The 24,688-nt window shown below is 59.2% G+C and carries 24 protein-coding genes; 15 read left to right on the top strand and 9 right to left on the bottom strand.

Annotated features, from left to right (window positions below; genetic code table 11):
- Positions 1–14: 14 nt before the first annotated feature.
- The 4 genes from LOY69_RS25540 to dksA all read right to left on the bottom strand — a co-directional run bounded on the left by LOY69_RS25540 (position 15) and on the right by dksA (position 4,666).
- Complete coding sequence (locus LOY69_RS25540; protein WP_162884092.1) at positions 15–2,969, bottom strand: sensor histidine kinase; 2,955 nt, start codon at positions 2,967–2,969, stop codon at positions 15–17.
- On the bottom strand, positions 2,953–3,129 hold the full coding sequence (locus LOY69_RS25535; protein ID WP_003176118.1) for a hypothetical protein: 177 nt from the start codon (positions 3,127–3,129) through the stop codon (positions 2,953–2,955). Before LOY69_RS25535 ends, LOY69_RS25540 begins: the two co-directional genes overlap by 17 nt.
- A 77-nt stretch (positions 3,130–3,206) precedes the next feature.
- Entirely contained in the window at positions 3,207–4,103 is an 897-nt protein-coding gene (gene gluQRS, locus LOY69_RS25530; protein ID WP_102882224.1) for a tRNA glutamyl-Q(34) synthetase GluQRS, read from the bottom strand.
- A 122-nt stretch (positions 4,104–4,225) separates the two neighbouring features.
- A complete protein-coding gene (dksA, locus tag LOY69_RS25525; RefSeq protein ID WP_011063504.1) occupies positions 4,226–4,666 on the bottom strand; it encodes an RNA polymerase-binding protein DksA in 441 nt (146 codons plus the stop codon).
- A 339-nt stretch (positions 4,667–5,005) separates the two neighbouring features.
- Here dksA and LOY69_RS25520 point away from each other — a divergent pair, with 339 nt between their 5' ends.
- Positions 5,006–6,178, top strand: a complete 1,173-nt coding sequence (locus LOY69_RS25520; protein ID WP_102865492.1) for a pyridoxal phosphate-dependent aminotransferase — start codon at positions 5,006–5,008, stop codon at positions 6,176–6,178.
- Positions 6,178–6,885 (top strand): DNA/RNA nuclease SfsA, encoded by a 708-nt coding sequence (gene sfsA / locus LOY69_RS25515; RefSeq protein ID WP_102882223.1) that lies wholly within the window; start codon positions 6,178–6,180, stop codon positions 6,883–6,885. Before LOY69_RS25520 ends, sfsA begins: the two co-directional genes overlap by 1 nt.
- Positions 6,886–6,887: 2 nt before the next feature.
- Here sfsA and LOY69_RS25510 read toward each other — a convergent pair whose 3' ends face one another.
- On the bottom strand, positions 6,888–7,205 hold the full coding sequence (locus LOY69_RS25510) for a Rieske (2Fe-2S) protein (protein ID WP_102865494.1): 318 nt from the start codon (positions 7,203–7,205) through the stop codon (positions 6,888–6,890).
- Between the two features lie 218 nt (positions 7,206–7,423).
- On the opposite strand from LOY69_RS25510, the gene LOY69_RS25505 reads away from it, so the two are divergent.
- Genes LOY69_RS25505 through LOY69_RS25490 form a run of 4 tightly spaced genes read left to right on the top strand, consistent with a single transcriptional unit; the run spans position 7,424 to position 10,982 of the window.
- The gene (locus LOY69_RS25505; RefSeq protein ID WP_265073764.1) at positions 7,424–8,299 is read left to right on the top strand and encodes a heme/hemin ABC transporter substrate-binding protein; all 876 of its coding nucleotides are present in this window, start codon (positions 7,424–7,426) and stop codon (positions 8,297–8,299) included.
- Positions 8,296–9,333: a FecCD family ABC transporter permease gene (locus LOY69_RS25500; protein WP_102865496.1), complete on the top strand. Its 1,038-nt coding sequence runs from the start codon at positions 8,296–8,298 to the stop codon at positions 9,331–9,333. The genes LOY69_RS25505 and LOY69_RS25500 overlap by 4 nt, the downstream gene beginning before the upstream one ends.
- Positions 9,333–10,100, top strand: coding sequence for a heme ABC transporter ATP-binding protein (locus tag LOY69_RS25495; RefSeq protein ID WP_102865497.1), 768 nt, complete (start codon positions 9,333–9,335; stop codon positions 10,098–10,100). The genes LOY69_RS25500 and LOY69_RS25495 overlap by 1 nt, the downstream gene beginning before the upstream one ends.
- Positions 10,101–10,121: 21 nt before the next feature.
- Positions 10,122–10,982 (top strand): ChaN family lipoprotein, encoded by an 861-nt coding sequence (locus LOY69_RS25490; RefSeq protein ID WP_265073763.1) that lies wholly within the window; start codon positions 10,122–10,124, stop codon positions 10,980–10,982.
- A 227-nt stretch (positions 10,983–11,209) separates the two neighbouring features.
- On the opposite strand, the gene LOY69_RS25485 is transcribed toward LOY69_RS25490, so the two are convergent.
- The 4 genes from LOY69_RS25485 to LOY69_RS25470 form a co-directional block, all read right to left on the bottom strand.
- A complete protein-coding gene (locus tag LOY69_RS25485) occupies positions 11,210–12,016 on the bottom strand; it encodes a Crp/Fnr family transcriptional regulator (RefSeq protein ID WP_265073762.1) in 807 nt (268 codons plus the stop codon).
- A 13-nt stretch (positions 12,017–12,029) separates the two neighbouring features.
- Positions 12,030–12,302, bottom strand: a complete 273-nt coding sequence (locus LOY69_RS25480; RefSeq protein WP_011063495.1) for a TfoX/Sxy family protein — start codon at positions 12,300–12,302, stop codon at positions 12,030–12,032.
- Between the two features lie 224 nt (positions 12,303–12,526).
- On the bottom strand, positions 12,527–12,871 hold the full coding sequence (locus tag LOY69_RS25475; protein ID WP_102882219.1) for a pentapeptide repeat-containing protein: 345 nt from the start codon (positions 12,869–12,871) through the stop codon (positions 12,527–12,529).
- A 92-nt stretch (positions 12,872–12,963) separates the two neighbouring features.
- A complete protein-coding gene (locus LOY69_RS25470; RefSeq protein ID WP_123390465.1) occupies positions 12,964–14,520 on the bottom strand; it encodes an AAA family ATPase in 1,557 nt (518 codons plus the stop codon).
- A 115-nt stretch (positions 14,521–14,635) separates the two neighbouring features.
- Here LOY69_RS25470 and mrcB point away from each other — a divergent pair, with 115 nt between their 5' ends.
- From mrcB to msrQ, 9 genes are all read left to right on the top strand, one after another.
- A complete protein-coding gene (gene mrcB, locus LOY69_RS25465; RefSeq protein WP_110597059.1) occupies positions 14,636–16,957 on the top strand; it encodes a penicillin-binding protein 1B in 2,322 nt (773 codons plus the stop codon).
- 16 nt (positions 16,958–16,973) lie between these two features.
- Complete coding sequence (locus LOY69_RS25460; protein ID WP_102882216.1) at positions 16,974–17,705, top strand: tetratricopeptide repeat protein; 732 nt, start codon at positions 16,974–16,976, stop codon at positions 17,703–17,705.
- Positions 17,705–18,040, top strand: a complete 336-nt coding sequence (locus LOY69_RS25455; protein ID WP_102882215.1) for a YqcC family protein — start codon at positions 17,705–17,707, stop codon at positions 18,038–18,040. The genes LOY69_RS25460 and LOY69_RS25455 overlap by 1 nt, the downstream gene beginning before the upstream one ends.
- 549 nt (positions 18,041–18,589) lie before the next feature.
- Positions 18,590–20,314 (top strand): acetolactate synthase 3 large subunit, encoded by a 1,725-nt coding sequence (locus LOY69_RS25450; RefSeq protein ID WP_042940970.1) that lies wholly within the window; start codon positions 18,590–18,592, stop codon positions 20,312–20,314.
- A 2-nt stretch (positions 20,315–20,316) separates the two neighbouring features.
- Positions 20,317–20,808 (top strand): acetolactate synthase small subunit, encoded by a 492-nt coding sequence (gene ilvN / locus LOY69_RS25445; protein WP_016964842.1) that lies wholly within the window; start codon positions 20,317–20,319, stop codon positions 20,806–20,808.
- A gap of 45 nt (positions 20,809–20,853) precedes the next feature.
- Positions 20,854–21,870 (top strand): ketol-acid reductoisomerase, encoded by a 1,017-nt coding sequence (gene ilvC / locus LOY69_RS25440; protein WP_007959661.1) that lies wholly within the window; start codon positions 20,854–20,856, stop codon positions 21,868–21,870.
- A gap of 148 nt (positions 21,871–22,018) precedes the next feature.
- Positions 22,019–22,876 carry a CDP-diacylglycerol--serine O-phosphatidyltransferase gene (gene pssA, locus LOY69_RS25435; protein ID WP_102865505.1) on the top strand — a complete coding sequence of 286 codons (858 nt, stop codon included), beginning with the start codon at positions 22,019–22,021 and terminating at the stop codon, positions 22,874–22,876.
- 63 nt (positions 22,877–22,939) lie between these two features.
- The gene (gene msrP / locus LOY69_RS25430; protein WP_123390470.1) at positions 22,940–23,953 is read left to right on the top strand and encodes a protein-methionine-sulfoxide reductase catalytic subunit MsrP; all 1,014 of its coding nucleotides are present in this window, start codon (positions 22,940–22,942) and stop codon (positions 23,951–23,953) included.
- A complete protein-coding gene (msrQ, locus tag LOY69_RS25425; protein ID WP_213665036.1) occupies positions 23,953–24,573 on the top strand; it encodes a protein-methionine-sulfoxide reductase heme-binding subunit MsrQ in 621 nt (206 codons plus the stop codon). The genes msrP and msrQ overlap by 1 nt, the downstream gene beginning before the upstream one ends.
- Positions 24,574–24,688 lie beyond the last annotated feature (115 nt).

Raw genomic sequence — 24,688 nt, 5'->3', positions numbered from 1 at the left:
TTCTCTCGACGGTCTCAGTTCACAGCGGACGTCGCTTCGACATGACGCGGTAAGGTCACCCGAATACGGGTGCCGCGTTGGCTTTGTGGATCGGCCGGGCTGTCGATGGTGATTTGTCCATAATGCTCTTCAACGATGGAATAGACCAGTGCAAGGCCCAGTCCGGTACCTTCCCCAGGGTCCTTGGTGGTGAAAAAAGGTTCGAACAATCGGTCCATGATGTTCTTGGGGATGCCGCTGCCTTCGTCTTCCACGATCAGATCGACCGTGTGTTCGAAAGCCTCGCTCTTGACGCGTACCGCGCTGCCGGGAGGAGAGGCGTCGCGGGCGTTGGACAGGAGGTTGATCAGTACCTGCGCCAGCCGCTGCGGATCACCATCGACCCAGTGGTCGGGATCGCACAGATTGAAGAACTGCACTTCGAAATTGCGCCGGTTCAAGGCCAGGAGACCAATGGCGTCCTGGGCAACTTCGGCCAGGCAGACGGCTTCGTCGTTGTGCTGATGGCTACCGGCGTGGGCAAAGCTCATCAGTGACTGGACGATGCGCGAAATGCGCTTGGTCTGTTCGAGGATCTGCTCACTGATTTCCGTCAGCTCACCGTCTTCCTCGCGCTCCTCCCGCAGATTCTGCGCCAGACAGGCGATGCCGGTGATCGGATTGCCGATCTCATGAGCCACCCCGGCAGCGAGGCGTCCGATACTGGCCAGGCGTTCGGAGTGCACCAGCTTGTCTTCCAGGGTCTGGGTTTCGGTCAGGTCTTCCACCAGTAACACCAGGCCGCTATTACCCGGAGCCAACGGCTCGTCGATGGCCGCCTTGTGCAGGTTCAGCCAGCGAGTCTGGCCGTCGAGGGCCAGATGCTGCTTGTGCAAGTGCTCGTCCGGCAAGTTGATAAAGCCCTGCAGCAGGTCTTTCCATGGATTGGTGATGGTGCTCAGGCGCGATCCCACCACATGCTGAGCGGGAATGCCGGTCAACTCCTCCATGGCCTTGTTCCACATGAGGATTTCCTGATCCTTGGCCAGGGAACAGACCCCCATAGGCAGTTCCTGCAGGGTTTGTCGGTGGTAACGGCGCAGGGCATCGAGCTCGGCGGCCAGGCCGGTCAGGCGTGAGTGGTAGTCCTCGAGGCGGCTTTCGATGAAATGGATGTCTTCGGTGACATAGTTTTCTCCGCCGGCCTTGTATGGCAAGAAGGTTTCCACCATGTCCTGGGCGACACTCGGTCCCATCAGGCCGGACAGGTTGGCCTCGATACGGTCACGCAGACGCCGCAAGGCATAGGGGCGGCGTTCGTCAAAAGGCAGATACAGGTCGCGCAAGGCTTGCTCCACTTCCTTTTGCGCGGCCTTGGCTCCCAGCGGCTTGGCCAGTTGGGTGGCGAACTCCTGAGGTGAGGCGGCATGCAGTTCCCGGCGCTGCGGTCGGCGCACGTTGTCCACTGCGCAGGCTTCGGCGGCGCTGGTTTCCTCGGTACTGGCGTTGGTGAACAGCGAAATCAGGGTGAACATCAGTACGTTGGCTGCCAGCGAGGCGATGGCTGCCATGTGCCAGCTCGTGTCGTCGAGGACGTAGATCATGTTCAGCAGCGGGATATAGAAACCCTGCAGGTTGCCGATCAGAGGCAGCAGCATGGTCACCAGCCAGACCAGGATCCCCGCCAGCAGCCCGGCAATGAAGCCCCGACGGTTGGCGGTCGGCCAGTACAACACCGAAAGCACGCCGGGAAGAAATTGCAGGGTAGCGACGAAGGCGACAATTCCCAGGTTGGCCAGGTCCTGTTCGGCTCCCAGCAGCAGGTAGAAGGCGTAGCCGGCCATGATGATGGCGACGATCAGGGCGCGACGGGTCCACTTCAGCCAGCGATAGATGTTGCCTTCTGCGGGGGGCTGGTAAAGCGGCAGCACCAGATGGTTCAGGGCCATCCCCGACAGGGCCAGCGTGGTGACGATGATCAGACCGCTGGCGGCCGAGAGTCCGCCGACATAGGCCAGTAGTGCCAGGGCCGGGCTGTTGGCGGCGATACCTATGCCCAGGGTGAAGTATTCCGGGTTGGTGGTGGCGCCGAGCTTGAGTCCGGCCCAGAGAATCAGCGGCACCGCCAGGCTCATCAGCAGCAGGAACAGCGGCAGCCCCCAGCTGGCGCTGACCAGGGCTCGGGGGTTGAGGTTTTCGGTAAAGGTCATGTGGTACATGTGCGGCATGACGATCGCCGAGGCGAAGAACACCAGCAGCAAGGTGCGCCACGGGCCCTCTTGCAGTGGGGTGTGCAGCGCGGCGAGGGCGGTCTGGTTCTGCAGCAGCCAGAGTTCCAGCTGTTGCGGACCATCGAAGACCCCGTACAGCGCATACAGGCCGACACCGCCGATGGCGATCAGCTTGATCACCGATTCGAAGGCAATGGCGAACACCAGGCCTTCATGTTTCTCCCGGGTAGCGATGTGCCGTGAACCGAAGAAAATCGTGAACAGGGTGATCAGCGCGCAGAAGCTCAGCGCTACTCGATGTTGCACCGGTTCATGGGTGAGGATGCCGATCGAGTCGGCCACTGCCTGGATCTGCAGGGCCAGCAAGGGCAGGACTCCTACCAGCATGAAGATGGTGGTCAGGGCGCCGGCCCAGGTGCTGCGGAAACGGAAGGCGAAGAGGTCCGCCAGGGATGACAGTTGATAGGTGCGGGTGATCTTCAGGATCGGATAGAGCAACACCGGCGCCAGCAGGAAGGCCCCGGACACCCCCAGGTAGCTGGAGAGGAACCCGTAGCCGTACTGATAGGCCAGGCCCACCGTGCCGTAGAAGGCCCAGGCGCTGGCATAGACCCCCAGCGACAGGGTGTAGGTCAGTGGGTGGCGAATGATCGAGCGCGGAATCATGCCGCGCTCACTGATCCAGGCCACCCCGAACAGCACCAGCAAGTAGGCGGCGCTGATCAGGATCATCTGGGTCAGGCTAAAGCTCATCGGCATCTTTTTGGCTCTGCAGGATGAAGGTCACGACGATCAGAATCAGCCAGAGCAGATACGGGCGATACCAGGCGCCAGTAGCATCGATCCACCAATCCATGATGGCGGGGGAGAACAGATAGATCCCCACTACCAGGAGCAGGACCAAGCGATAGATGTACATCTCGGCCTCTCTTTATTGTGTGCGTGCCCGAAAACGTGCGGCGATGGTAACGGATGGGCGCCAAGCTGCAAGGGGCGTCAGCTCAATTGGGCTTCCGGCACGCTCAGTGTGCGTGGAATCAAGCGTGCATCCCAGTGCGCAGTACCCCAGCGCATGATTTCTGCCACGCTGGCATCGGCCAGTTCGCTTGGCGCTGTCTGCCCCAGGGCCCGCAGCGCTCGCAATAGCAAGGGCGGCGCCTGATCTTCGCTCAGTGGTGGCGAGCGGTAGGACTTGCCCAGTTTGTGGCCGTCCGGCTGAGTGATCAGCGGCACATGCAGGTAACGCGGCTGAGGCAGCCCCAGCAATTCCTGCAAGTACAACTGACGCGGTGTGGAGTCCAGCAGGTCAGAACCACGGACGATGTCGGTGATGCCTTGCCACGCGTCATCCAGCACCACGGCCAGTTGATAAGCATAGAGGCCATCCCGGCGCTGGATCACGAAGTCCCCCACGTCCCGGCCCAGGTGCTGGCGGTACTCGCCCTGGACCCGGTCGGTGAAGCGGTACTCCAGCTCCGGCACGCGCAGGCGGATCGCTGCATGCTCTCGGGCATGGCCGAGGTTGCGGCACAGGCCCGGGTAGATGCCGTGGTAGGGCTCCAGCTGTTTGCGTGAACAGGTACAGGCATAGGCCAGGCCCTGGTTGAACAAGCGGTTGAGCACCTCGGCATAGGCAGTGTGGCGTTCGCTCTGACGGACCATGTCACCGTCCCATTCGAAACCGTAGCATTCCAGGGCCTTGAGGATCGCTGCCTGGGCGCCGGGCTCTTCCCGGGGCGGATCGAGGTCTTCCATGCGCACCAGCCAGCGGCCGCCGACAGCTCGGGCATCCAGATAGGAGGCAAGGGCTGCAACCAGCGAGCCGAAATGCAGGTAGCCGCTGGGGGTGGGGGCGAAGCGTCCGATGTATGAAGGAGATGTGGAGGCAGTCATGGGCAGGATGCTATCGGGGCTGGCCCCGGAGTGATGACAGGAACGGGGGGATTGCTTCTACAGCGCAAGGCGGAAACGAAAACGGAGCGTGTATACGCTCCGTTTCAGGTTCAGGCCGGCGATTACTTGCCGACTTGTTTTTCCTTGATTTCCGCCAGGGTCTTGCAATCAACGCACATATCGGCGGTTGGGCGGGCTTCCAGCCGGCGGATGCCGATCTCGACACCACAGGATTCACACCAGCCGTATTCTTCGTCTTCGATCAATTGCAGGGTCTTGTCGATCTTCTTGATCAACTTGCGCTCACGATCACGGGCGCGCAGTTCAAGGCTGAACTCTTCTTCCTGGCTGGCACGGTCGGCCGGATCAGGGAAGTTGGCCGCTTCATCTTTCATGTGATCAACAGTGCGGTCGACTTCCTGCATCAAGTCCTGTTTCCACTTGTTCAGGATCTTGGTGAAGTGCTCACGCATGGGCTTGCCCATGTACTCTTCGCCCGCAGTTTCAACATAAGGTTCAAAACCGCTGATCGATTGAATCTGTTGCTTTGCTTGGGTGGGCATGAATGGACCGCCTCTACTCTTGTAATCCATTGCGCAGGATTGCTCCATCTCCGACACTTGCCGGCCCTGCGGCTGCAAGCGGGCGAACTTACCAGATCAAACCAGAGCGCGCTACTCCCGGTTGTCGAGCCTGCGTCCAGTCGCAGTCCGTAGACACGGGAAAACTCTGGCATGGCTTGCAGATCGGTCCGCTCAATCGTTGATTTTAGTCAAATCTGCGGTTTCTGTTTGCACCAGTTGGCGCAAGGCAACAGACCGCGTGGATGGGGTTGGGTTCTCCCGAGCTTCACTGGATGGGTAGAATCGGACTTTTGCTCCCCCTCGAATAAAGGAAGGCTAATGGCTCTGCCCTACAGTGCGCGCAGTCGCGCTATCGAACCTTTCCATGTCATGGCCCTGCTGGCCCGCGCCAATGAGTTGCAGGCCGCCGGACATGATGTGATTCACCTGGAGATCGGCGAGCCGGACTTCACCACCGCCGAGCCGATCATCAAGGCCGGGCAGGCGGCCTTGAGCGCCGGCAAGACTCGTTACACCGCGGCGCGAGGTATCCCGGAGCTGCGTGGGGCAATCTCCGGTTTCTACCAGCAGCGTTATGGCCTGGATATCGACCCCGAGCGGATCATGATCACTCCCGGAGGTTCTGGTGCGTTGCTGCTGACCAGCAGCCTGCTGGTGGACCCGGGCAAGCACTGGCTGCTGGCTGACCCGGGCTATCCGTGCAACCGGCATTTTCTGCGTCTGGTGGAAGGTGCTGCGCAGTTGGTGCCGGTAGGGCCGGATGTGCGTTATCAACTGACTCCTGACTTGGTGGAGCGTTACTGGGATCAGGACAGCGTCGGCGCCCTGGTTGCTTCCCCGGCGAACCCTACCGGGACTGTGCTCAGTCGTGATGAACTGGCGGGCCTGTCCGCTGCGATCAAGGCTCGCAACGGACATCTGGTGGTGGACGAGATCTACCACGGCCTGACCTATGGCACTGATGCCGCCAGCGTGCTGGAAGTGGATGACAGCGCTTTCGTCCTGAATAGTTTTTCCAAGTATTTTGGCATGACCGGTTGGCGCCTGGGGTGGCTGGTGGCACCGCCTGCGGCTGTGGGTGAGCTGGAGAAACTGGCGCAGAACCTCTACATCAGTGCGCCGAGCATGGCCCAGTACGCTGCTCTGGCCTGTTTCGAGCCGCAAACCATCAGCATGCTGGAGGAGCGTCGTGCCGAATTCGGGCGCCGCCGGGATTTCCTGCTCCCGGCCTTGCGCGAGTTGGGCTTTGGTATCGCCGTGGAGCCTGAAGGAGCCTTCTATCTGTACGCCGATATCAGCGCTTTTGGTGGTGATGCCTTTGCTTTCTGCCGGCACTTCCTGGAGACCGAGCACTTGGCCTTCACTCCCGGCCTGGACTTCGGTCGTCACCAGGCGGGACACCATGTGCGTTTCGCCTACACCCAGAGCCTGGAGCGCCTCCAGGAAGCGGTGCAGCGTATCTCCCGTGGCCTGCAGAGCTGGCAAGGCTGATGCGCTTCAATCCTCCCTTGGAAGAAGGGCGTCTGCTGCGTCGCTACAAGCGTTTCCTGGCAGACATCGAAACCGCTGCAGGCGAACAGATGACGATTCACTGTCCCAATACCGGTTCGATGTTCAATTGCATGGTTGAAGGCGGGCAGGTGTGGTTCAGCCGTTCCAACGACCCCAAGCGCAAGCTGCCGGGCACCTGGGAAATCAGTGAAACGCCTCAAGGTCGTTTGGCCTGCGTCAATACCGGGCGGGCCAACAGCTTGGTTGAAGAGGCGTTGAGGGCAGGGCTGATCAATGAATTGAACGGCTTCACCGGGTTGAAGCGTGAGGTGCCTTATGGGCAGGAGAACAGTCGCATCGATTTTCGCCTGGATTACCCGGGCGGTCCGGCCTATGTCGAGGTTAAGAGTGTCACTCTGGGGTTCGATGGTTGCGCAGTGGCGGCGTTCCCCGATGCGGTGACCCAGCGCGGCGCCAAGCACTTGCGTGAACTGGCAAGCCTGGCTCGGGAGGGGGTACGTGCGGTTCAGCTGTATTGCGTCAATCTCTCGGGTATAGAAGCAGTGCGTCCGGCAGAGGAGATTGATCCGGGGTATGCCGTAGCCCTGAGGGAGGCGGTAGCGGCCGGTGTCGAGGTGCTGGCTTATGGCGTTCGCCTGACTGCACAGGAAGTCTCTATCGATCGGCGCCTAGAGGTGCTGTTTTAGGGTTAAAGATCGACCCAGATACCCTGACTGTCTTCCCTGCAGTCGATAGCCCTCAGGAATTGCCCGGCGCATGGCCCTGCCACACATTCGCCACTCTCGATCAGAAACAGTGCGCCATGGGTGGCGCACTGGATCAGGCTGGCGCTGGGATCGAGGAACTGATCAGGTTGCCATTCCAGGGGGACTCCTCGGTGCGGGCACTGATTGGCATACACGTAGGCCTGCCCCTCGCGGCGCACGGCAAAGAGCTTCAAGCCCGCAAGCTGGAAACCCCGGCTACCGGCCTCGGGAAGGTCACTCCCGGCGCAAAGAAATTTCATGTCTATCCTCTTGGTCCGAAGGCTCTGCGCTAAGGCTGTCACAGTTTTTCCGTGGCGGCAGGATGAAACATGTCGACGCTTGACTGCTAAATGAAAACAATTATCAAATGGCCGCCTCGCCCGACACGGGGTGCTTGCTCATTTCGATGCCTGCTCTGCCTGGCATGTCACATGGACAGCTGCTTCGCGGGCCCCACGTCTATAAAGGAAATGTACTTATGCGCCTGAGTGCCAGCGCCATTGCGTTCTGTGCCGGAATGCTGGTGAGCCAGTGGGCCACCGCCGATGAGTTGCCGCAGCGTTGGGTCAGTGCTGGTGGGGCCTTGTCTGAGTGGGTAACCGCTCTGGGCGCGGAGTCGAAGCTGGTGGGGGTCGACACCACCAGCCAGCATCCGGCATCACTCAAGGCGCTGCCCAGCATTGGCTATCAACGACAGCTATCGGCGGAAGGGATCCTGAGCCTGCGGCCGCAGATTCTGGTGGGTACAGAGGAAATGGGCCCGCCGCCGGTGCTGTCACAGATTCGTAGCGCCGGGGTCAGGGTCGAGCTGTTTTCTGCCCAGGCCGATCTTCCTACCATGCAGCACACTTTGCGGCATCTGGGGCAACTACTGGGCCGCGAGGCGCAAGCCGCAGAGCTGTTTCAGGACTATCAAAAGCAGCTTGAACAGCAACACGCCTGGGTCCGTGAGGCACAGAAGGCCCAGGCGGCGCCGGGAGTATTGCTGCTGCTGGGGCATGCTGGCGGTAAACCGCTGATTGCCGGCAAGGACACTGCGGCGGACTGGCTCCTGCAGCAGGCCGGTGGGCACAACTTGGCGACCCATACCGGCTACAAGCCGTTTTCGGTGGAGTCCTTGGCCAGCTTGAGTCCGCAAGTCCTGGTGTTTTCCGATCGCAGCCTGAGCGGCGACGCGGCCCGTGCTGCGCTGTTCAAGGAAAACCCGGTGCTGGCGTCTACTGCGGCGGTCAAGGCTGGGCGGGTGGTCGAACTGGATCCGACCTTGCTGGTGGGGGGCTTGGGGCCTCGGTTGCCGGATAGCCTGAAGCGCCTGGCGGCAGTGTTCTACCCCCAGGCCAAGTCGGCCCAATGAGTCGTCTGGTCAAACCTAGAACGCTGTTTCTCGGGTTGGGAGCCCTGTGCCTCCTGGCTATTTGGCTGTCACTGGCCTTGGGGCCGGTCAGCCTGCCCCTGTTCGATACCTTGCGCGCCGCCCTGCGCTTGCTTGGAATACCGATCAATGGGCAGGGGCTGGAGCAGGCGGAGCTGATCCTCGGGCAGATCCGCCTGCCGCGGACCTTGCTTGGCCTTGCGGTGGGTGGAGTGCTGGCACTGTCCGGCGTGGCCATGCAGGGACTGTTTCGCAATCCCCTGGCGGATCCGGGGCTGGTGGGGGTGTCCAGTGGAGCAGCGTTGGGCGCGGCGATCGCCATTGTTGGCGGCTCGATGTTCGGCGGTGTACCGGAAGCCATTGGCCCCTACCTGCTCTCACTCTGTGCCTTTCTGGGTGGCCTGGGAGTGACAGCGCTGGTCTATCGTCTTGGCCGGCGCAATGGCCAGACTCATGTAGCAACCATGTTGCTGGCGGGAATAGCCTTGACGGCTCTGGCCAGCTCGGCTGTGGGCTTGTTCACCTACCTGGCGGATGATGCCACCTTGCGAACCTTGACCTTCTGGAACCTGGGCAGCCTGAACGGTGCCAGTTACCAGCGGTTGTGGCCGCTGCTGCTGGTGACGGCTGCGGTAGCTCTGTGGTTGCCTCGTCGGGCCACGGCATTGAATGCGCTGCTACTGGGCGAGTCCGAGGCCAAGCATTTGGGGATCGATGTCGAAGGACTCAAGCGCGAGCTGGTGTTCTGTACTGCCCTGGGCGTGGGAGCTGCCGTCGCTGCAGCGGGGATGATAGGTTTTGTCGGACTGGTGGTGCCCCATCTGGTGCGCCTGCTGTCGGGGCCGGATCATCGCACCTTGCTTCCGGCATCGATCCTGGCGGGGGCCAGCTTGTTGCTGTTGGCTGACCTGGTGGCGCGCCTGGCGCTGGCACCAGCCGAATTGCCCATCGGTATCGTCACCGCTTTTATCGGCGCGCCGTTCTTTTTGTACCTGTTGTTGCGAGGGCGCGCCTGATGCTGCGAGTCGAGAATCTGCATGTCCGCCGTGGTGGTAAAGATGTTCTGTCCGGCGTGGACCTGCAATTGTTGCCGGGCCAGGTATTGGGGGTGCTTGGACCCAATGGCGCCGGTAAAAGCAGCCTGCTCGGAGCCATGAGTGGAGAGTTGGCGGCCCACCAGGGCCGAGTGTCGCTGGATGGGCAAGAGTTGGCGCAGTGGCAGGGTACATTGCGGGCGCAACGTCTGGCGGTGTTGCCTCAGGCGTCGAGTCTGGACTTCGCTTTTCGGGTCGAGGAAGTGGTGGGGCTTGGGCGCTTGCCCCATCAGAGTGGTCGCGTGCGTGACGCGCAGATAGTCAGTGCTGCGCTGGAGGCGGCCGATGTGATGCATCTTTCGGGGCGCAGCTACCTGGCGTTATCGGGTGGAGAGCGGCAGCGGGTGCATCTGGCGCGGGTCCTGGCGCAATTGTGGCCAGGACAGAGTGGACACAACCTGTTGCTGGATGAGCCCACGTCTGCCCTCGATCCGTTGCATCAACACATCACCTTGCAGGCCGTCCGGGAGTTTGCCGATCGCGGCGCGGCGGTGCTGATTATCCTCCATGACCTGAATCTGGCGGCGCGCTACTGTGATCGGGTATTGCTGCTTGAAGGCGGACGCCCACATTCGTTGGGGACGCCAGCCGAGGTGCTGCGTTCCGAGCCGTTGCAAGCGGTGTTCGGCCTGGAGGTTCTGGTGCAGCAGCACCCTGAACGCGGGCATCCGTTGATCATTGCCCGTTGATCTGACACACGGAGAGACCTGATGCGTGCACTCTCGCTACTGCTGGCCCTGTTGCTGGCGGCCTGTCACAGCATGCCGGAAACGCTGCCGCCGGTTGCGCAGGAGCCAGGCAACATTATTGATCTGCACAATGGTGAGGCGCTGAGCCCTGGCGAGCTGGTTGAACGCCTGGCACAGGCGCCCAGGCTGATAGTCGGTGAGCAGCATGACAACGCCGATCATCACGCGTTGCAGCTCTGGCTCTTGCGCTCTATGTCCGCGGAGCGGCAACAGGGCAGTCTGTTGTTGGAAATGCTCAATCCGGATCAGCAATCAAAAGTCGATGAGGTCAAGCGGTCCCTGGATGGGCGGCGTTTGCCTGATGGACTACCCGCTACGCTGGCCTGGCAACCGGGTTGGGACTGGAGTCTCTACGGTCCGCTGGTGGGTTATGCGTTGAAGCAGCCCTATCCATTGCTGGCAGCCAATCTGAACACTCAGGACGTGCGCAGGATTTATGCACAGGCGCCTGTTCTGTCAGGGGCGCGGAGCAATGCCCGCCCGGTGACTCAGCTATTGTCCGCGCAAATTCGCGAGTCCCACTGCGGCCTACTGCGCGAAAGCCAGGTGCCGTCCATGCTGGCGGTGCAGCAACAGCGGGATCGGCGCATGGCCGAGCGGCTGCTGGCAGCACCGACTCCAGCCTTGCTGTTTGCCGGATCTTTTCATGGGCGCCGGGATCTTGGGGTGCCCTTGCATATGGCTGATCTGGATCAGGGGCAGGAAGTTGTGGTGCTGATTCTGGCGGAGCAGGGAAGTGAGGTTTCCCCGGCATCGGCCGATTACGTCTGGTACACGCCACCCCAGCCACCCAAGGATTACTGCGCGCAATTGAAACCTTGAGTGGCTCACTTTTTCACGGGCAAAAAAAGACCCGGCAAGAGCCGGGTCAAATAACCGTGATTAGCCTGATGAGGAGATAATCTGAGAGTCCGAACCACTGGTCTTCCAGGTTATCGACTGATCTCGCGACCAGTTGTGATAATCATAACGATTCTCATTTCTAAGTCAACAAAGCTTTTTCAGTTTTCGCATATTTCGCTAAACGCTTGTTTGGATCCTCTGTTCGTTCAATCTTGGCTCGGGCTGTTCAAGGCCATGAGACGGGTCACTTCCTTGTTCAGCAGGTCGATGCGCCTTGCCATGCTCTCGATCAGGCTGTGGGCGATGCGTGGATTGCTCTGGGTCAGGCTGAGGAACTGCTCCTTGGGAATCAGCATGATCGTGCTCGGCTCGCTGGCGATCACACTGGCGCTGCGTTTCTCTCCGGTGAAGACCGCCATGGCGCCAAAAATCTCATCCTTGGGTACATCGCCAACTTTGTGGCCATCGACAAAGGCTTGGGCGTGCCCTTCGAGAATCACGAACACATGATCCGCCTCATCCCCCTGAGCAATCAGTACTTCGCCGGAAGCTACCCGTTTGAAGCCGTTGCTGCTGCGTAATTCCGGAGGTTTCAAGCGTGCTACTGCATCAGAGAGTAGGGCGGTCTGGCCAATCAGGTATTGCAGCAACAGTTCCGAGCGCTGTTCGTCGGCGTAGATATGCCGGAACACGTCGGTCCGCAAATAGGGGGTCAATATCAGTGGTGTGTCGCTGCTCAAGTGCCACTGTGGTTGCTCGATACCTCGACGCAACCCCACCAGATCGCCTTCATGCAGGTAAAAAAGTGGTCGTTCGTCAACGCTGGCCTGGATCACGCCGCTGTCGAGGAGGAACAGTTGGTGGCCGGGCAGTGCGTTGGACAGGTCTGCTACAGCTTCAAATTCCAGGACTGAACCGCTGGGTGAAAGTCCCGCCAGTAGTTGCGTCGGGATGCTTTGCAGACGATTGATCAAGGCATCGGCGTAGGCCGGTTGCTCCCCCATCAGGTACATAAGGTTCTGCCAGTCAGTTTTTGTGGCGAGAGGAAATGGCGTCCAGCTGTTTGTTCAACGCCTCTTTGCGTTCAGCAGGAAGGTCGTTCCAGTGCATGTCCATCAAGGCTCCTTCAATGGCGTATAGCAGGACTTTAGAGGCGCGAAAGCCGCGGGTGCGCACCGCCCGATAGGCGTCTACCGCGCCCAGGCGGCGCAAGTCCGAAGCACTATGGATGCCCACTGCATGCAGCCATTGTGCGGAGGTCTTGCCAAGGTTCTTCAAATGTTGCAGTTCATCATTCATTAAGCCTCCTGGCGATGGCCGAATGGTGAGTGGGCAGCCTCAAAGGAGTGTAGCGCTCAGTAGAAAACGCGCTGTTCTTTGGTCGGGTTTGGCGCAAATGCTTCTAAGGAGGGGGTATCAGGACGAGGCAGCGAGAGCGCTCGGGCCTTGCAGGGTAAGGGAGCAATGGGGATGTCACGGGTCCGGCGCGCAGTTGGGCGCCGGACAGAGCAGTGCAGGGGCTTTCAGCGGGTGTTGTAACGCAGGCGGGTACCGAAGTTGACTGACATGAGGATTTCGTCGGCAGTCAGTTCTACCGGGAAGTAGGCGCCAGAGATTTGCGCATGGGCCAGGCTGGCGCCTTCCATGGTGGCATTGCGCAGGTCCAGGCCACGCAGATCGGCGGAACGGAAGTAGGCGTCAGTAAAGTCGATGCCCTGAGCGTTCAACTGTCGCAGGTCGAGGCCGCGGAAGTCACCGCCACGCATGTCGATGGGTTGATCCTTTGGACGTTCGCGGTTGAAACCGACGATGTCGTCTTTATGCAGCAGGGCGTAAAGCGGAGTATCCAGAAGTTTCGGTTGGCTCATGGCGACGTCACCAGTGTTGGATTTATGACGCCAGTATAGTGCCACTATTTTTCAGCCGTGAAGTCTTTGCACTTCACGGCTGAAATTACTGCTTACAGGCCTGGGAGGCGCTGACGAATGTTGGCAACCAGAGCATCCAGGCTACCGCTTTCGTTGGTTTCGATACGCTTGCTGCGTAGCAGCTCTTCGTCGGTCAGGGCCTCACGCGTGGCTTGCTGGGTGGCGATCACTTCCAGAGTGGCATCGGAAGGATCGTTCTGATCGGCTTGACGTTGAGCCAACCAGCTGGCGACCACGGCCTCGGGTGCGTTGCAGTCGATGATCAGGCAAGGGGTGCCGGTGGATTCGGCCACCTTGGCTGCGGCATCCCGCTGCGCGCGCTTGAGGTAGGTAGCGTCGATCACGACTGGGAAACCAGCGCGCAGAATAGTTTCGGCAATTTCATGCAGGCGGGTGTAGGTGGCGCTGCTGGCTTCGCTGCTGTAGATACCGGCGTGAGGGTCGTTCGGCACTTGTTGCTCGCCGAACAGACGCTTGCGTTCCACATCGGAGCGCAGGCGAACGGCGCCCAGTGCCTCCACCAGACGCATGGCTACGCGGCTTTTGCCAACGGCCGAGACGCCCGAGGTGATCGCCAGGAAGCGTGATGGAATGGTGCTGTAGCTTTCCGCCAGGTTGGCGTAGTTGCGGTATTGGCGCAGGGTGGTGGCGCGCTGCACCGGAGTGGCATCGGCCGGCATGCTGAACAGGCTGACTTTGGCGCGTACCAGAGCACGGTAGGCTTTGTAGAAGTTCAGCAGTTCCAGGCCCTGATAGTCACCGGTCAGTTCCAGGTACTGGCTGATGAAACGCCGCGCCAGGCTTTTCAGGCCGCGATCTTCCAGGTCCATGGCGAGGAAACCGGTGTCGGCATAGACGTCAGTGAAACGGAAGGGTTCGTTGAATTCGATGCAGTCGAAAATCACCACCTTGCCGTCGATAAGGGTGGCGTTGCCCAGGTGGATATCACCGTGGCACTCACGGATAAAGCCTTCGCTCTTGCGTTGGGCCAGCAGTGGCTTGAGGCGTTCGAAACTAGCCTCGGCCCAGGCCTCCAGGGCTTCGAGCTGCTGCAGGTCGGCCTTATCGCTGAGGAAGGGGCGTATCTGCTCGAAGTTCTGGCGTACTGGCGCCATTACGCTTTCCGGTGTACCGGCTTCGTGGGCGGCCGGGACCTTGGGGGCGCTGAGGTGGAACTCGGCGATCTGCTTGGCCAGCTCGTCGATGTGCGCGGTGGTCAGTTCGCTATTGGCTTGCAAGGTGCTGAGCAATTGGCTCTGGGGGAACTGGCGCATTTTCAGCGCGTATTCGATGACCGGGCCGTTGCCGCCCAGCTCTGGTGCTTCGGCGCTACCGGTGATCGGCAGGACTTCCAGGTACAGGTCCTGGGTCAGGCGCTGGTTCAGGCGCAGCTCTTCACCGCAGAAATGCTCCCGGGCATCCAGGCTGGTGAAATCGAGGAACCCGAAATTCACCGGCTTCTTCACTTTATAAGCAAAGGGACCGGTGAGCAGTACCCAGGAGATGTGGGTTTCGATGACCTGAAACCCTTCTACGGGATGAGGATACAAAGCGGGGTTTTGCAGGGCGGCGATCAGTGACTGGCTCACGGGTGATCCTTTAGAGTCGGGAAAATCGAGGGCGTCATTATGGCCGTTGGGAGGGGTAACGCAAACCTCGGGTGGCGCATGTTGAGGATGAATAAAGTGCGTATAATCCGCCGCCATGACTCGTACCCGATCCCCTCGTTCCGCTAAAAAAACTCCCTCTGGTGGCCTGCGCCCCTGGCTGGGCTGGGCGCTCAAGCTCAGTTTGGTCGGCTTGGTAGTGCTCGCTGGCTTTGCGGTTTACCTCGATGCTGTGGTCCAGGAAAAATTCTCCGGCAAGCGCTGGACTATCCCGGCCAAGGTCTATGCCCGTCCGCTGGAGCTGTTCGTCGGACAAAAGCTCAGCAAGGAGGACTTCCTGACGGAGCTCGATGCCCTGGGCTATCGCCGCGAAAGTGTCGCCAACGGTCCCGGTGCTGCTGCGGTCAGCGGCAACACTGTCGATCTGAATACCCGTGGCTTCCAGTTCTATGAAGGATTGGAGCAGGCGCAGCCGGTTCGCGTGCGTTTCTCCGGTGACTATGTGGCGGAGCTGTCCGGCAGTAAGGGCGCCAAGCTTGCGGTCGTGCGGCTGGAGCCGCTGCTGATCGGTGGCCTGTACCCGAAAAACCTGGAGGACCGGATCCTGATCAAGATCGATCAGGTTCCCCCCTACCTGCTGGAAACCCTGGTGGCGGTGGAAGACCGTGACTTCTATTCGCACTTCGGGGTGTCACCGAAGTCGATTGCCCGGGCGATCTGGGTCAACACTTCGTCGGGCCAGATGCGCCAGGGTGGCAGCACCCTGACCCAGCAGTTGGTGAAGAACTTCTTCCTGACCAGTGAACGCAGCCTGTCGCGAAAGCTCAATGAAGCCATGATGGCGCTGCTGCTGGAACTGCATTACGACAAGCGCGAGATTCTCGAGGCCTATCTCAACGAGGTTTTTGTCGGCCAGGATGGTCAGCGAGCGGTGCACGGTTTCGGTTTGGCCAGCCAGTTCTTCTTCAGCCAGCCGCTGTCCGAACTCAAATTGCATCAGGTAGCGCTGCTGGTGGGGATGGTCAAAGGTCCTTCCTATTACAATCCGCGGCGTTATCCGGAGCGTGCTCTGGAACGGCGCAACCTGGTGCTCGACCTGCTTGAGCAACAGGGTGTGGCCACTGCCGAGCAGGTTGAAGCTGCGAAAAAAATGCCATTGGGCGTGACCAAGCGCGGCAGCCTGGCTGACAGCTCGTTCCCAGGCTTCCTCGACCTGGTTAAGCGCCAGTTGCGAGAAGATTATCGCGACGAAGACTTGACTGAAGAAGGGCTGCGAATCTTCACCAGTTTCGATCCCATCCTGCAGATGAAGGCTGAGGCTTCGGTCAACGATACCTTCAAACGCCTGGCTGGACGCAAGGGCTCGGAAGACGTTGAAGCGGCCATGGTGGTGACCAATCCGGAAACCGGTGAAGTCCAGGCCATGATTGGCAGTCGTCAAGCCAGCTTCGCCGGTTTCAATCGGGCATTGGACGCAGTGCGTCCAATCGGCTCGCTGATCAAGCCTGCGGTCTACCTGACGGCTCTGGAAAAGCCCAGCCAGTACACCCTGACCAGTTGGCTTTCCGATGAGGCTTTCTCGGTGAAGGGGGCTGACGGCCAGGTGTGGAAGCCGCAGAACTACGACCGTCGTTCCCATGGCACCGTTTTCCTGTACCAGGGCCTGGCCCATTCCTACAACTTGTCCACCGCGCGACTTGGCTTGGAAGTGGGCGTACCCAACGTCCTGAAAACCCTGGGGCGCCTGGGCGTTACCCGGGAGTTCCCGGCGTTCCCCTCGATGCTGCTGGGAGCCGGTGGCATGAGCCCGATCGAAGTGGCGACCATGTACCAGACCCTGGCCAATGGCGGTTTCAATACGCCAATGCGCGGGATTCGCAGCGTATTGACGGCCGAAGGCGAACCGCTCAAGCGTTATCCGTTCCAGATTCAGCAGCGATTCGATGCTGGGTCTATCTACCTGATCCAGAGTGCGATGCAGCGTGTGATGCGCGAAGGCACGGGTAGCTCGGTTTACAACGTATTGCCCAAGACCCTGGCGCTTGCGGGCAAGACCGGCACCAGTAACGACTCCCGTGACAGCTGGTTCGCGGGCTTCAGCCAGGACCTGCTGGCGGTGGTCTGGCTGGGCCGTGACGATAATGGCAAGACGCCGTTTACCGGCGCCACGGGTGCCTTGCAGGTGTGGACCAGTTTCATGCGCAAGGCCGATCCGCTGCCGCTGGATATGCCGCAGCCGGACAACGTGGTTCAAGCCTGGGTCGATTCGCGTACCGGACAGGGCTCCGATGCCAACTGTCCGGGGGCTGTACAGATGCCGTATATTCGCGGCAGCGAACCGCCTCCCGGCGCCTCCTGCGGTGGTGAAACCCCGGCAGGTAGCGATGTGATGGATTGGGTCAAGGGCTGGATGAACTAAGCGATGAGGGTTTGACGTGAACAAGTGGTGGGTTCCAGCTATTACAGCTCTGGCGTTGCTCAACGGTTGCGCCAGTGTGCAGCGCGGCTCCATTCCCGTCGTGGACTCCGGCACGGCCGTGTCCAACAGTGAGCGGATTTCTGCCTCCGGAGGCTTTCGACAGACGACGATCAAGCGTCCGGCGCAAGCTCAAGCACAGGCGATTCCGGAGGACTCCGGGGTGGTGGTGATGGTTCCGGGTGGTGGCGCAACGGCTTCGGCGCCGATCAGCAGCTCACCGATTACTCCGGGGCCTATTACCCCGGGTCCGGTGGACGGCTCTGGCTATCAGCCGGCGCCGATCAACCAGGGCACCTACAACATGCCTTCCACGCCCAGTGGCATCCCTTCGGCACGTGCCGGTGGCCTGTCTGCTGATGAGCAACTGGACGGTCCGGTGCTAGCGTTGCTAACCACTGCGCAACAGCAGCAGTCCAGTGGTGACCTGAACGGTGCTTCTTCCAGCCTCGAGCGGGCGCAGCGTGTTGCTCCACGTGAGCCGCAGGTGCTGTACCGCTTGGCTCAGGTGCGCATGGCCCAGGGCGATGCGCCGCAAGCCGAACAGTTTGCTCGTCGCGGTCTGAGTTTTGCCAATGGTCGTCCCGATCTTCAGGCGAGTTTGTGGGAGTTGATCGCCCAGGCACGGGAGAAACAGGGTGATGCAGCTGGTGCCGCCCAGGCACGGCAGAAAGCCCGAGTCTCGCTGTGATGGATGTGCGTTTTCCCAAGATCGCCGAGCAGTTGCTGCTGATCGAGCGTGAGTTGCGCGTGCAGGGGCTGTGGGACGAGATAGCACCCAGTGCCGAGGCTCTGGCCAGTACTCAGCCTTTTGCCGTGGATACGCTGGATTTCGAGCAGTGGCTGCAGTGGATCTTTCTGCCGCGCATGAAGGTGATTCTGGAGCAGGACCTGCCGCTGCCCAATGCCTCCGGTATCCAGGAGATGGCCGAAATGGTGTTCTCCACCCGGCCGATGCAGGGGCGCGATCTGCAGTTGCGAATGTTGCTCAAAGAGTTCGATCAGCTCATCGCGGCCACCCGCTGAATCCGAGACTGCCGGGTATGCCTGGCAGTCGCCTTCGGATGCCAGACACCGTCCTCCTCACCTCTTCCTAGCGCTCTTCTTGCCGTTCTGCCGGCAGCCTTGACCAGTCCCTGTCTATAGGCCGATGACCAAAGTCAAGGTGCGCATTTCTGAGTTGCTTGTCGAATATTGCGCAATCGAAGTGCAGGCGGTGGTTGTTTTTGGGTTTTTTCTTGCGTTCTCATGCGCTTAGTTCGAATTAACTACATAGACGACTTGACTTGAAGGGGACGAAACAGAAGAATCCAAAGTCCGCTGTAGAGGGACTGCCAGAAGCAGACCCACTCAGCAGATCATGAGGCGCACATCCGCGCCGAAGTGCTACACCCGCAACGCGTTACCTCGCGCTGGGTGGGAAAACCCCGCAACACTTTGGGGCGCTCCCAATACTTGCTCAGTCAGTGCTGACGTAGTCGGCGACCACCGTCGCTCATGCTCTGCTGAGAAGTAAACCTATTAAGACCCGCTCCCTTTTGAGGGCGGTATTCTGGCGTTTTAGAGGTGAACAACGTGGAGCTTTTATCTGGCGGTGAGATGCTCGTCCGCTTTTTGCGTGACGAAGGTGTCAAATATATCTACGGGTACCCAGGTGGTGCTCTCCTTCATGTTTACGATGCCCTGTTCAAAGAGCCGGAAGTGACTCACATCCTGGTTCGTCACGAACAAGCGGCGACCCATATGGCTGACGGCTATGCCCGTGCCACCGGTAAAGCCGGTGTGGTACTGGTGACTTCCGGCCCGGGCGCGACCAATGCCATTACCGGTATTGCCACCGCCTATATGGACTCGATTCCAATGGTGATTATTTCCGGTCAGGTGCCTAGCACCATGGTCGGTACCGATGCGTTCCAGGAAACCGACATGATCGGTATCTCCCGGCCGATCGTGAAGCACAGCTTCATGATCAAGCACGCTTCGGAAATCCCGGAAGTCATGAAGAAAGCCTTCTACCTGGCGCAGTCCGGTCGTCCCGGTCCGGTAGTGGTCGATATCCCGAAGGACATGACCAACCCGGCTGAAAAGTTCGAATACGTTTTCCCCAAGAAAGCCAAGCTGCGCTCCTACAGCCCAGCTGTCCGTGGTCATTCCGGGCAAATCCGCAAGGCGGCAGAGATGCTCCTGGCGGCCAAGCGACCTGTGCTTTATGCAGGCGGCGGCGTGATCCTTGGTGGCGGCTCTGCACCGCTCACCGAACTGGCCAAGATGCTCAATCTGCCAGTGACCAATACCTTGATGGGCTTGGGCGCCTATCCGGGTACTGACCGACAGTTCGTCGGCATGCTCGGCATGCACGGCAGCTACACGGCCAACCTGACCATGCACCACGCTGACGTGATTCTTGCAGTAGGCGCGCGCTTCGATGACCGGGTTATCAACGGTGCACCGAAGTTCTGCCCGAACGCCAAGATCATTCATGTGGACATCGACCCTGCTTCCATCTCCAAGACCATCAAGGCTGACGTGCCTATCGTGGGGCCTGTGGAAAGTGTCCTGACCGAAATGGTCGCGGCGCTCAAGGAAATCGGCGAGACCCCGAACAAGGACACGGTCGCCAGCTGGTGGAAGCAGATCGACGAGTGGCGTGGTGATCGCGGCCTGTTCCCTTACGACAAGGGCGACGGCAGCATCATCAAGCCGCAAACGGTGATCGAGACTCTGTGCGAAGTGACCAAGGGCGATGCCTTTGTCACCTCCGACGTGGGCCAGCACCAGATGTTCGCGGCGCAGTATTACAAGTTCAACAAGCCCAATCGCTGGATCAACTCCGGCGGCCTGGGCACCATGGGCTTCGGTTTCCCGGCAGCCATGGGCGTCAAGTTGAGCTTTCCGGATAATGATGTCGCCTGCGTCACCGGCGAGGGCAGTATCCAGATGAATATCCAGGAGCTGTCCACCTGCCTGCAGTACGGTCTGCCGGTCAAGATCGTTAACCTGAACAACGGTGTGCTGGGCATGGTTCGCCAATGGCAGGACATGAGCTACGGCAGCCGTCACTCGCACTCCTACATGGAGTCGCTGCCTGACTTCGTCAAGCTGGTTGAGGCCTATGGGCACGTGGGCATGCGTATCACGGATCTGAAGGATCTGAAGCCGAAGATGGAAGAAGCGTTCGCCATGAAGGATCGCCTGGTATTCCTCGATATCCAGGTCGACACCAGCGAGCACGTCTATCCGATGCAGATCAAAGACGGCTCTATGCGCGATATGTGGCTGAGCAAGACGGAGCGTACTTAATCATGCGGCACATCATTTCCTTGCTTTTGGAAAACGAACCGGGCGCGTTGTCTCGCGTAGTCGGTCTGTTCTCTCAGCGTAACTACAACATTGAAAGCTTGACCGTGGCACCGACTGAAGACCCGACCCTGTCGCGTCTGACCCTCACCACGGTTGGTCATGATGAGATCATCGAGCAGATCACCAAGAACCTGAACAAGTTGATCGAGGTGGTGAAGCTGGTGGACCTTTCGGAAAGTGCTCACATCGAGCGCGAACTGATGTTGGTCAAGATCAAGGCCACTGGTGCACAGCGCGCCGAGGTCAAGCGCACTACCGATATTTACCGTGGGCAGATCGTTGATGTCAGCGCCAGCGTGTATACCGTTCAATTGACCGGTACCAGCGACAAGCTCGACAGTTTCATTCAATCGATCGGCACCGCGTCGATTCTGGAAACCGTACGCAGTGGTGTCACCGGGATTGCCCGTGGCGACAAAGTACTGAGTATCTAACTCAAATTAGCGAATGGCCGGAACGGCCTGATATAGGGGAAATTCATGAAAGTTTTCTACGATAAAGACTGCGACCTGTCGATCATCCAGGGCAAGAAAGTTGCCATCATCGGTTACGGTTCCCAGGGCCACGCTCAAGCTTGCAACCTGAAAGACTCCGGTGTTGACGTGACTGTAGGCCTGCGCAAAGGCTCGGCCACTGTTGCCAAGGCTGAGGCTCATGGCCTGAAAGTGACCGACGTTGCTGCAGCCGTTGCCGGCGCCGACCTGGTCATGATCCTGACCCCGGACGAGTTCCAGTCCCAGCTGTACAAGAATGAAATCGAGCCGAACATCAAGAAGGGCGCCACCCTGGCCTTCTCCCACGGCTTCGCGATCCATTACAACCAGGTCGTTCCACGTGCTGACCTCGACGTGATCATGATCGCGCCGAAGGCTCCAGGCCACACCGTGCGTTCCGAGTTCGTCAAAGGTGGCGGTATTCCTGACCTGATCGCTATCTATCAGGACGCTTCCGGCAATGCCAAGAACGTAGCCTTGTCTTATGCAGCTGGCGTAGGCGGTGGTCGTACCGGCATCATCGAAACCACCTTCAAGGACGAGACTGAAACCGACCTGTTCGGCGAGCAGGCTGTTCTGTGTGGCGGTACCGTTGAGCTGGTCAAAGCCGGTTTCGAAACCCTGGTTGAAGCTGGCTACGCGCCGGAAATGGCCTACTTCGAATGCTTGCATGAACTGAAGTTGATCGTTGACCTCATGTACGAAGGCGGTATCGCCAACATGAACTACTCGATCTCCAACAACGCCGAATACGGCGAGTACGTGACTGGTCCAGAAGTTATCAACGCCGAATCTCGCCAGGCCATGCGCAACGCTCTGAAGCGCATCCAGGACGGTGAGTACGCGAAGATGTTCATCAGCGAGGGTGCTACCGGTTACCCATCGATGACCGCCAAGCGTCGTAACAACGCTGCTCACGGTATCGAAATCATCGGTGAGCAACTTCGTTCGATGATGCCGTGGATCGGTGCTAACAAAATCGTCGACAAAGCCAAGAACTAAGTTCGAGCCTTGTCAGAGAAAACGCGGCCTAGGCCGCGTTTTTTCGTTTGGACGGGTAGGTTCTGGTATAAAGCTGGATCCTTTGTGGCCGAATCACGGCCCTGGGGTATCTGTCGAAACTTTTCACACCGTTGCAAGGTATTTGTCCATGAGCGAACGTCCCGAAGAGCCAAACCAGGCCTCTGACGCCGAAAGCCTGCTACCGATCGATGAGCATGTCGAAGAAGGGCATGACGCTGAAGGCCGTAAAGTCCGGCATCGTGGTATCTATCTTCTGCCGAATCTGTTCACCACTGCGAACCTGTTCGCGGGGTTCTATTCCATTATCAGTTCCATGAGTGCCCAGAGTGCGCTGAGTGCTGGGGACACGGCGGGGGCAAGCAAGTACTTTGCCTTTGCCGCTATTGCGATCTTTGTCGCTATGGTCCTTGACGGTTTGGATGGGCGTGTAGCTCGTATGACCAATACCCAAAGTGCTTTCGGCGCCGAGTACGATTCACTGTCGGATATGGTTGCATTTGGCGTAGCGCCGGCATTGCTTGCCTTCGGTTGGGCTCTTGGCGATATGGGTAAGGTCGGCTGGATGGTCGCCTTTATCTATGTGGCGGGTGCTGCACTGCGCCTGGCACGTTTCAACACTCAGGTGGGAACTGCTGATAAGCGTTACTTCATTGGCCTGGCCAGCCCTGCGGCGGCGGGTGTGGTGGCGGGTATTGTCTGGGCTTTCAGTGACTACGGTATCCAGGGTTCGAAGATGTCGTTTCTGGTGGCGCTGATGGTGGCGGCGGCAGGCATGTTGATGGTCAGCAATATCAAGTACAACAGCTTCAAGGACCTGGATCTGAAAGGGCGGGTACCCTTTGTAGCGATTCTGGCAGTAGTGCTGGTGTTTGCCGTGGTGTTCAGCGATCCGCCACGTATTCTGTTGCTGGTGTTCCTGGCTTATGCAGCTTCGGGTCCTATCCAGTACCTGTTGCACCTGCGTCGTCGCAAAAGCGCCGAGTGATGTAATTTCCTCCATACTCCGCAGTCTATTGGTACATCTGTCCTCCAATACTGCGGAGTTGCCATGTTGTTCAAATTCCCCAAAGCGTCCGACTGCAATGAGTCGGATGTCACGCCTGAATCTCTTTATCTCTCTCGACGCAGCTTGCTGGGTGGTGCGGTAGCAGGCATGGCCTTTGCCGGTTTGCCACGTTGGGCGGTTGCGCAGGATATGGCGCGTTACGCCGACGTAGAGCCTGGCCGTGCGCCTGCGTGGTTTTCTGACAAGCTGACCAACACCCAGTGGCAAGCCGTAACAGTCAAGGGAGAGGCGATCACGCCTTTCAAGGATGCGACCCACTACAACAACTTCTATGAGTTCGGTACGGACAAGGGGGATCCGGCGGCCAACGCGGGTGCGCTCAAGACCGAACCATGGAGTGTGGTGGTTGATGGTGAGGTCGCCAAGCCTGGACGCTATACCCTCGAAGATTTCATGAAGCCCTACTCGCTGGAGGAGCGTATTTATCGACTTCGCTGTGTAGAAGCCTGGTCGATGGTGATTCCCTGGATAGGCTTTCCAATCTCTGCGTTGCTCAAGCAGGTGGAGCCAACCAGTAAAGCCAAGTTCATTCGTTTTGAAACACTGCAGGACCCTAAGAGCATGCCGGGTCAGCGTTCCGGTTTTGCCTTGATCGACTGGCCCTATGTCGAAGGCTTGCGTCTTGATGAGGCGATGCATCCATTGGCAATTCTTGCGGTAGGGATGTATGGGCGTGAGCTGCCTAACCAGAATGGTGCGCCTCTGCGACTGGTGGTGCCTTGGAAGTATGGCTTCAAGAGTGTGAAGTCGATTGTGCGTATCAGCCTGGTCAGTGAGCAGCCGAAGACTACATGGCAGAGCATTGCGGCCAACGAGTATGGTTTTTACGCAAATGTGAACCCGGCTGTTGATCATCCTCGGTGGACTCAGGCACGGGAGCGTCGTCTGCCGAGTGGGCTGTTCAGTCCTAACGTAAGAGAAACGCAGATGTTCAACGGCTACTCGGATGAGGTTGCTTCTCTATATAGCGGCATGGACCTTCGGAAGAATTACTGATGCGTTATTCGTTCTGGCGTGTCGTCGTCTTTATTGCTGCGGCTGTCTGGCCCCTGTATTGGCTGTATGAGGCCTGGGCTTCGGTGTTGGGGCCAGACCCCGGCAAGGTTTTGGTTGATCGTCTGGGCTTGGGTACGCTGGTGTTGCTGTTGATCACCTTAAGTATGACGCCGTTGCAGCGTCTTACTGGGTGGGCGGGTTGGATAGCGGTGCGCAGGCAGTTAGGGTTGTGGTGTTTCGCCTATGTCGTGTTGCACTTGTGTGCCTACGGCGTATTCATTCTCGGTTTGGATTGGTCGCAGTTGGGCGTAGAGCTGCGCAAGCGGCCATATATCTTTGTCGGTAGTCTGGGCTTCGTCTTTCTATTGTTGTTGGCGGTCACGTCCAATCGTTACAGTCAGCGCCGACTGGGCGCACGCTGGAAAAAGCTGCATCGGTTGGTGTATTTCATTCTCGGGCTTGGATTGCTGCATATGCTCTGGATTGTCCGGGCCGATCTGAAGGAGTGGGCGGTGTATGCATCTATAGGTGCGTTATTACTGTTGTTGCGCGTACCGTCAGTCATGCGCCGGATTCCTCGGGTTCTTGCTAAAAAAGCATCTTCTGCAACAAAAGCGTAATTAACCCTTGACGGCAGATTCTACAGGTCTATAATTCGCCCCAATTCCGGCGCAGTCGAAACGGAAAACTCCTTGAGATTCAACGAGTTACGCGGTTTTCGGCAGCGGTTACGCT

It is taken from the genome of Pseudomonas sp. B21-059 (genome assembly GCF_026016285.1).
Classification (GTDB): domain Bacteria; phylum Pseudomonadota; class Gammaproteobacteria; order Pseudomonadales; family Pseudomonadaceae; genus Aquipseudomonas; species Aquipseudomonas danubii.
Note: the sequence above shows the minus strand (reverse complement) of the source record. Positions and strands in the feature narration are given on the sequence as shown.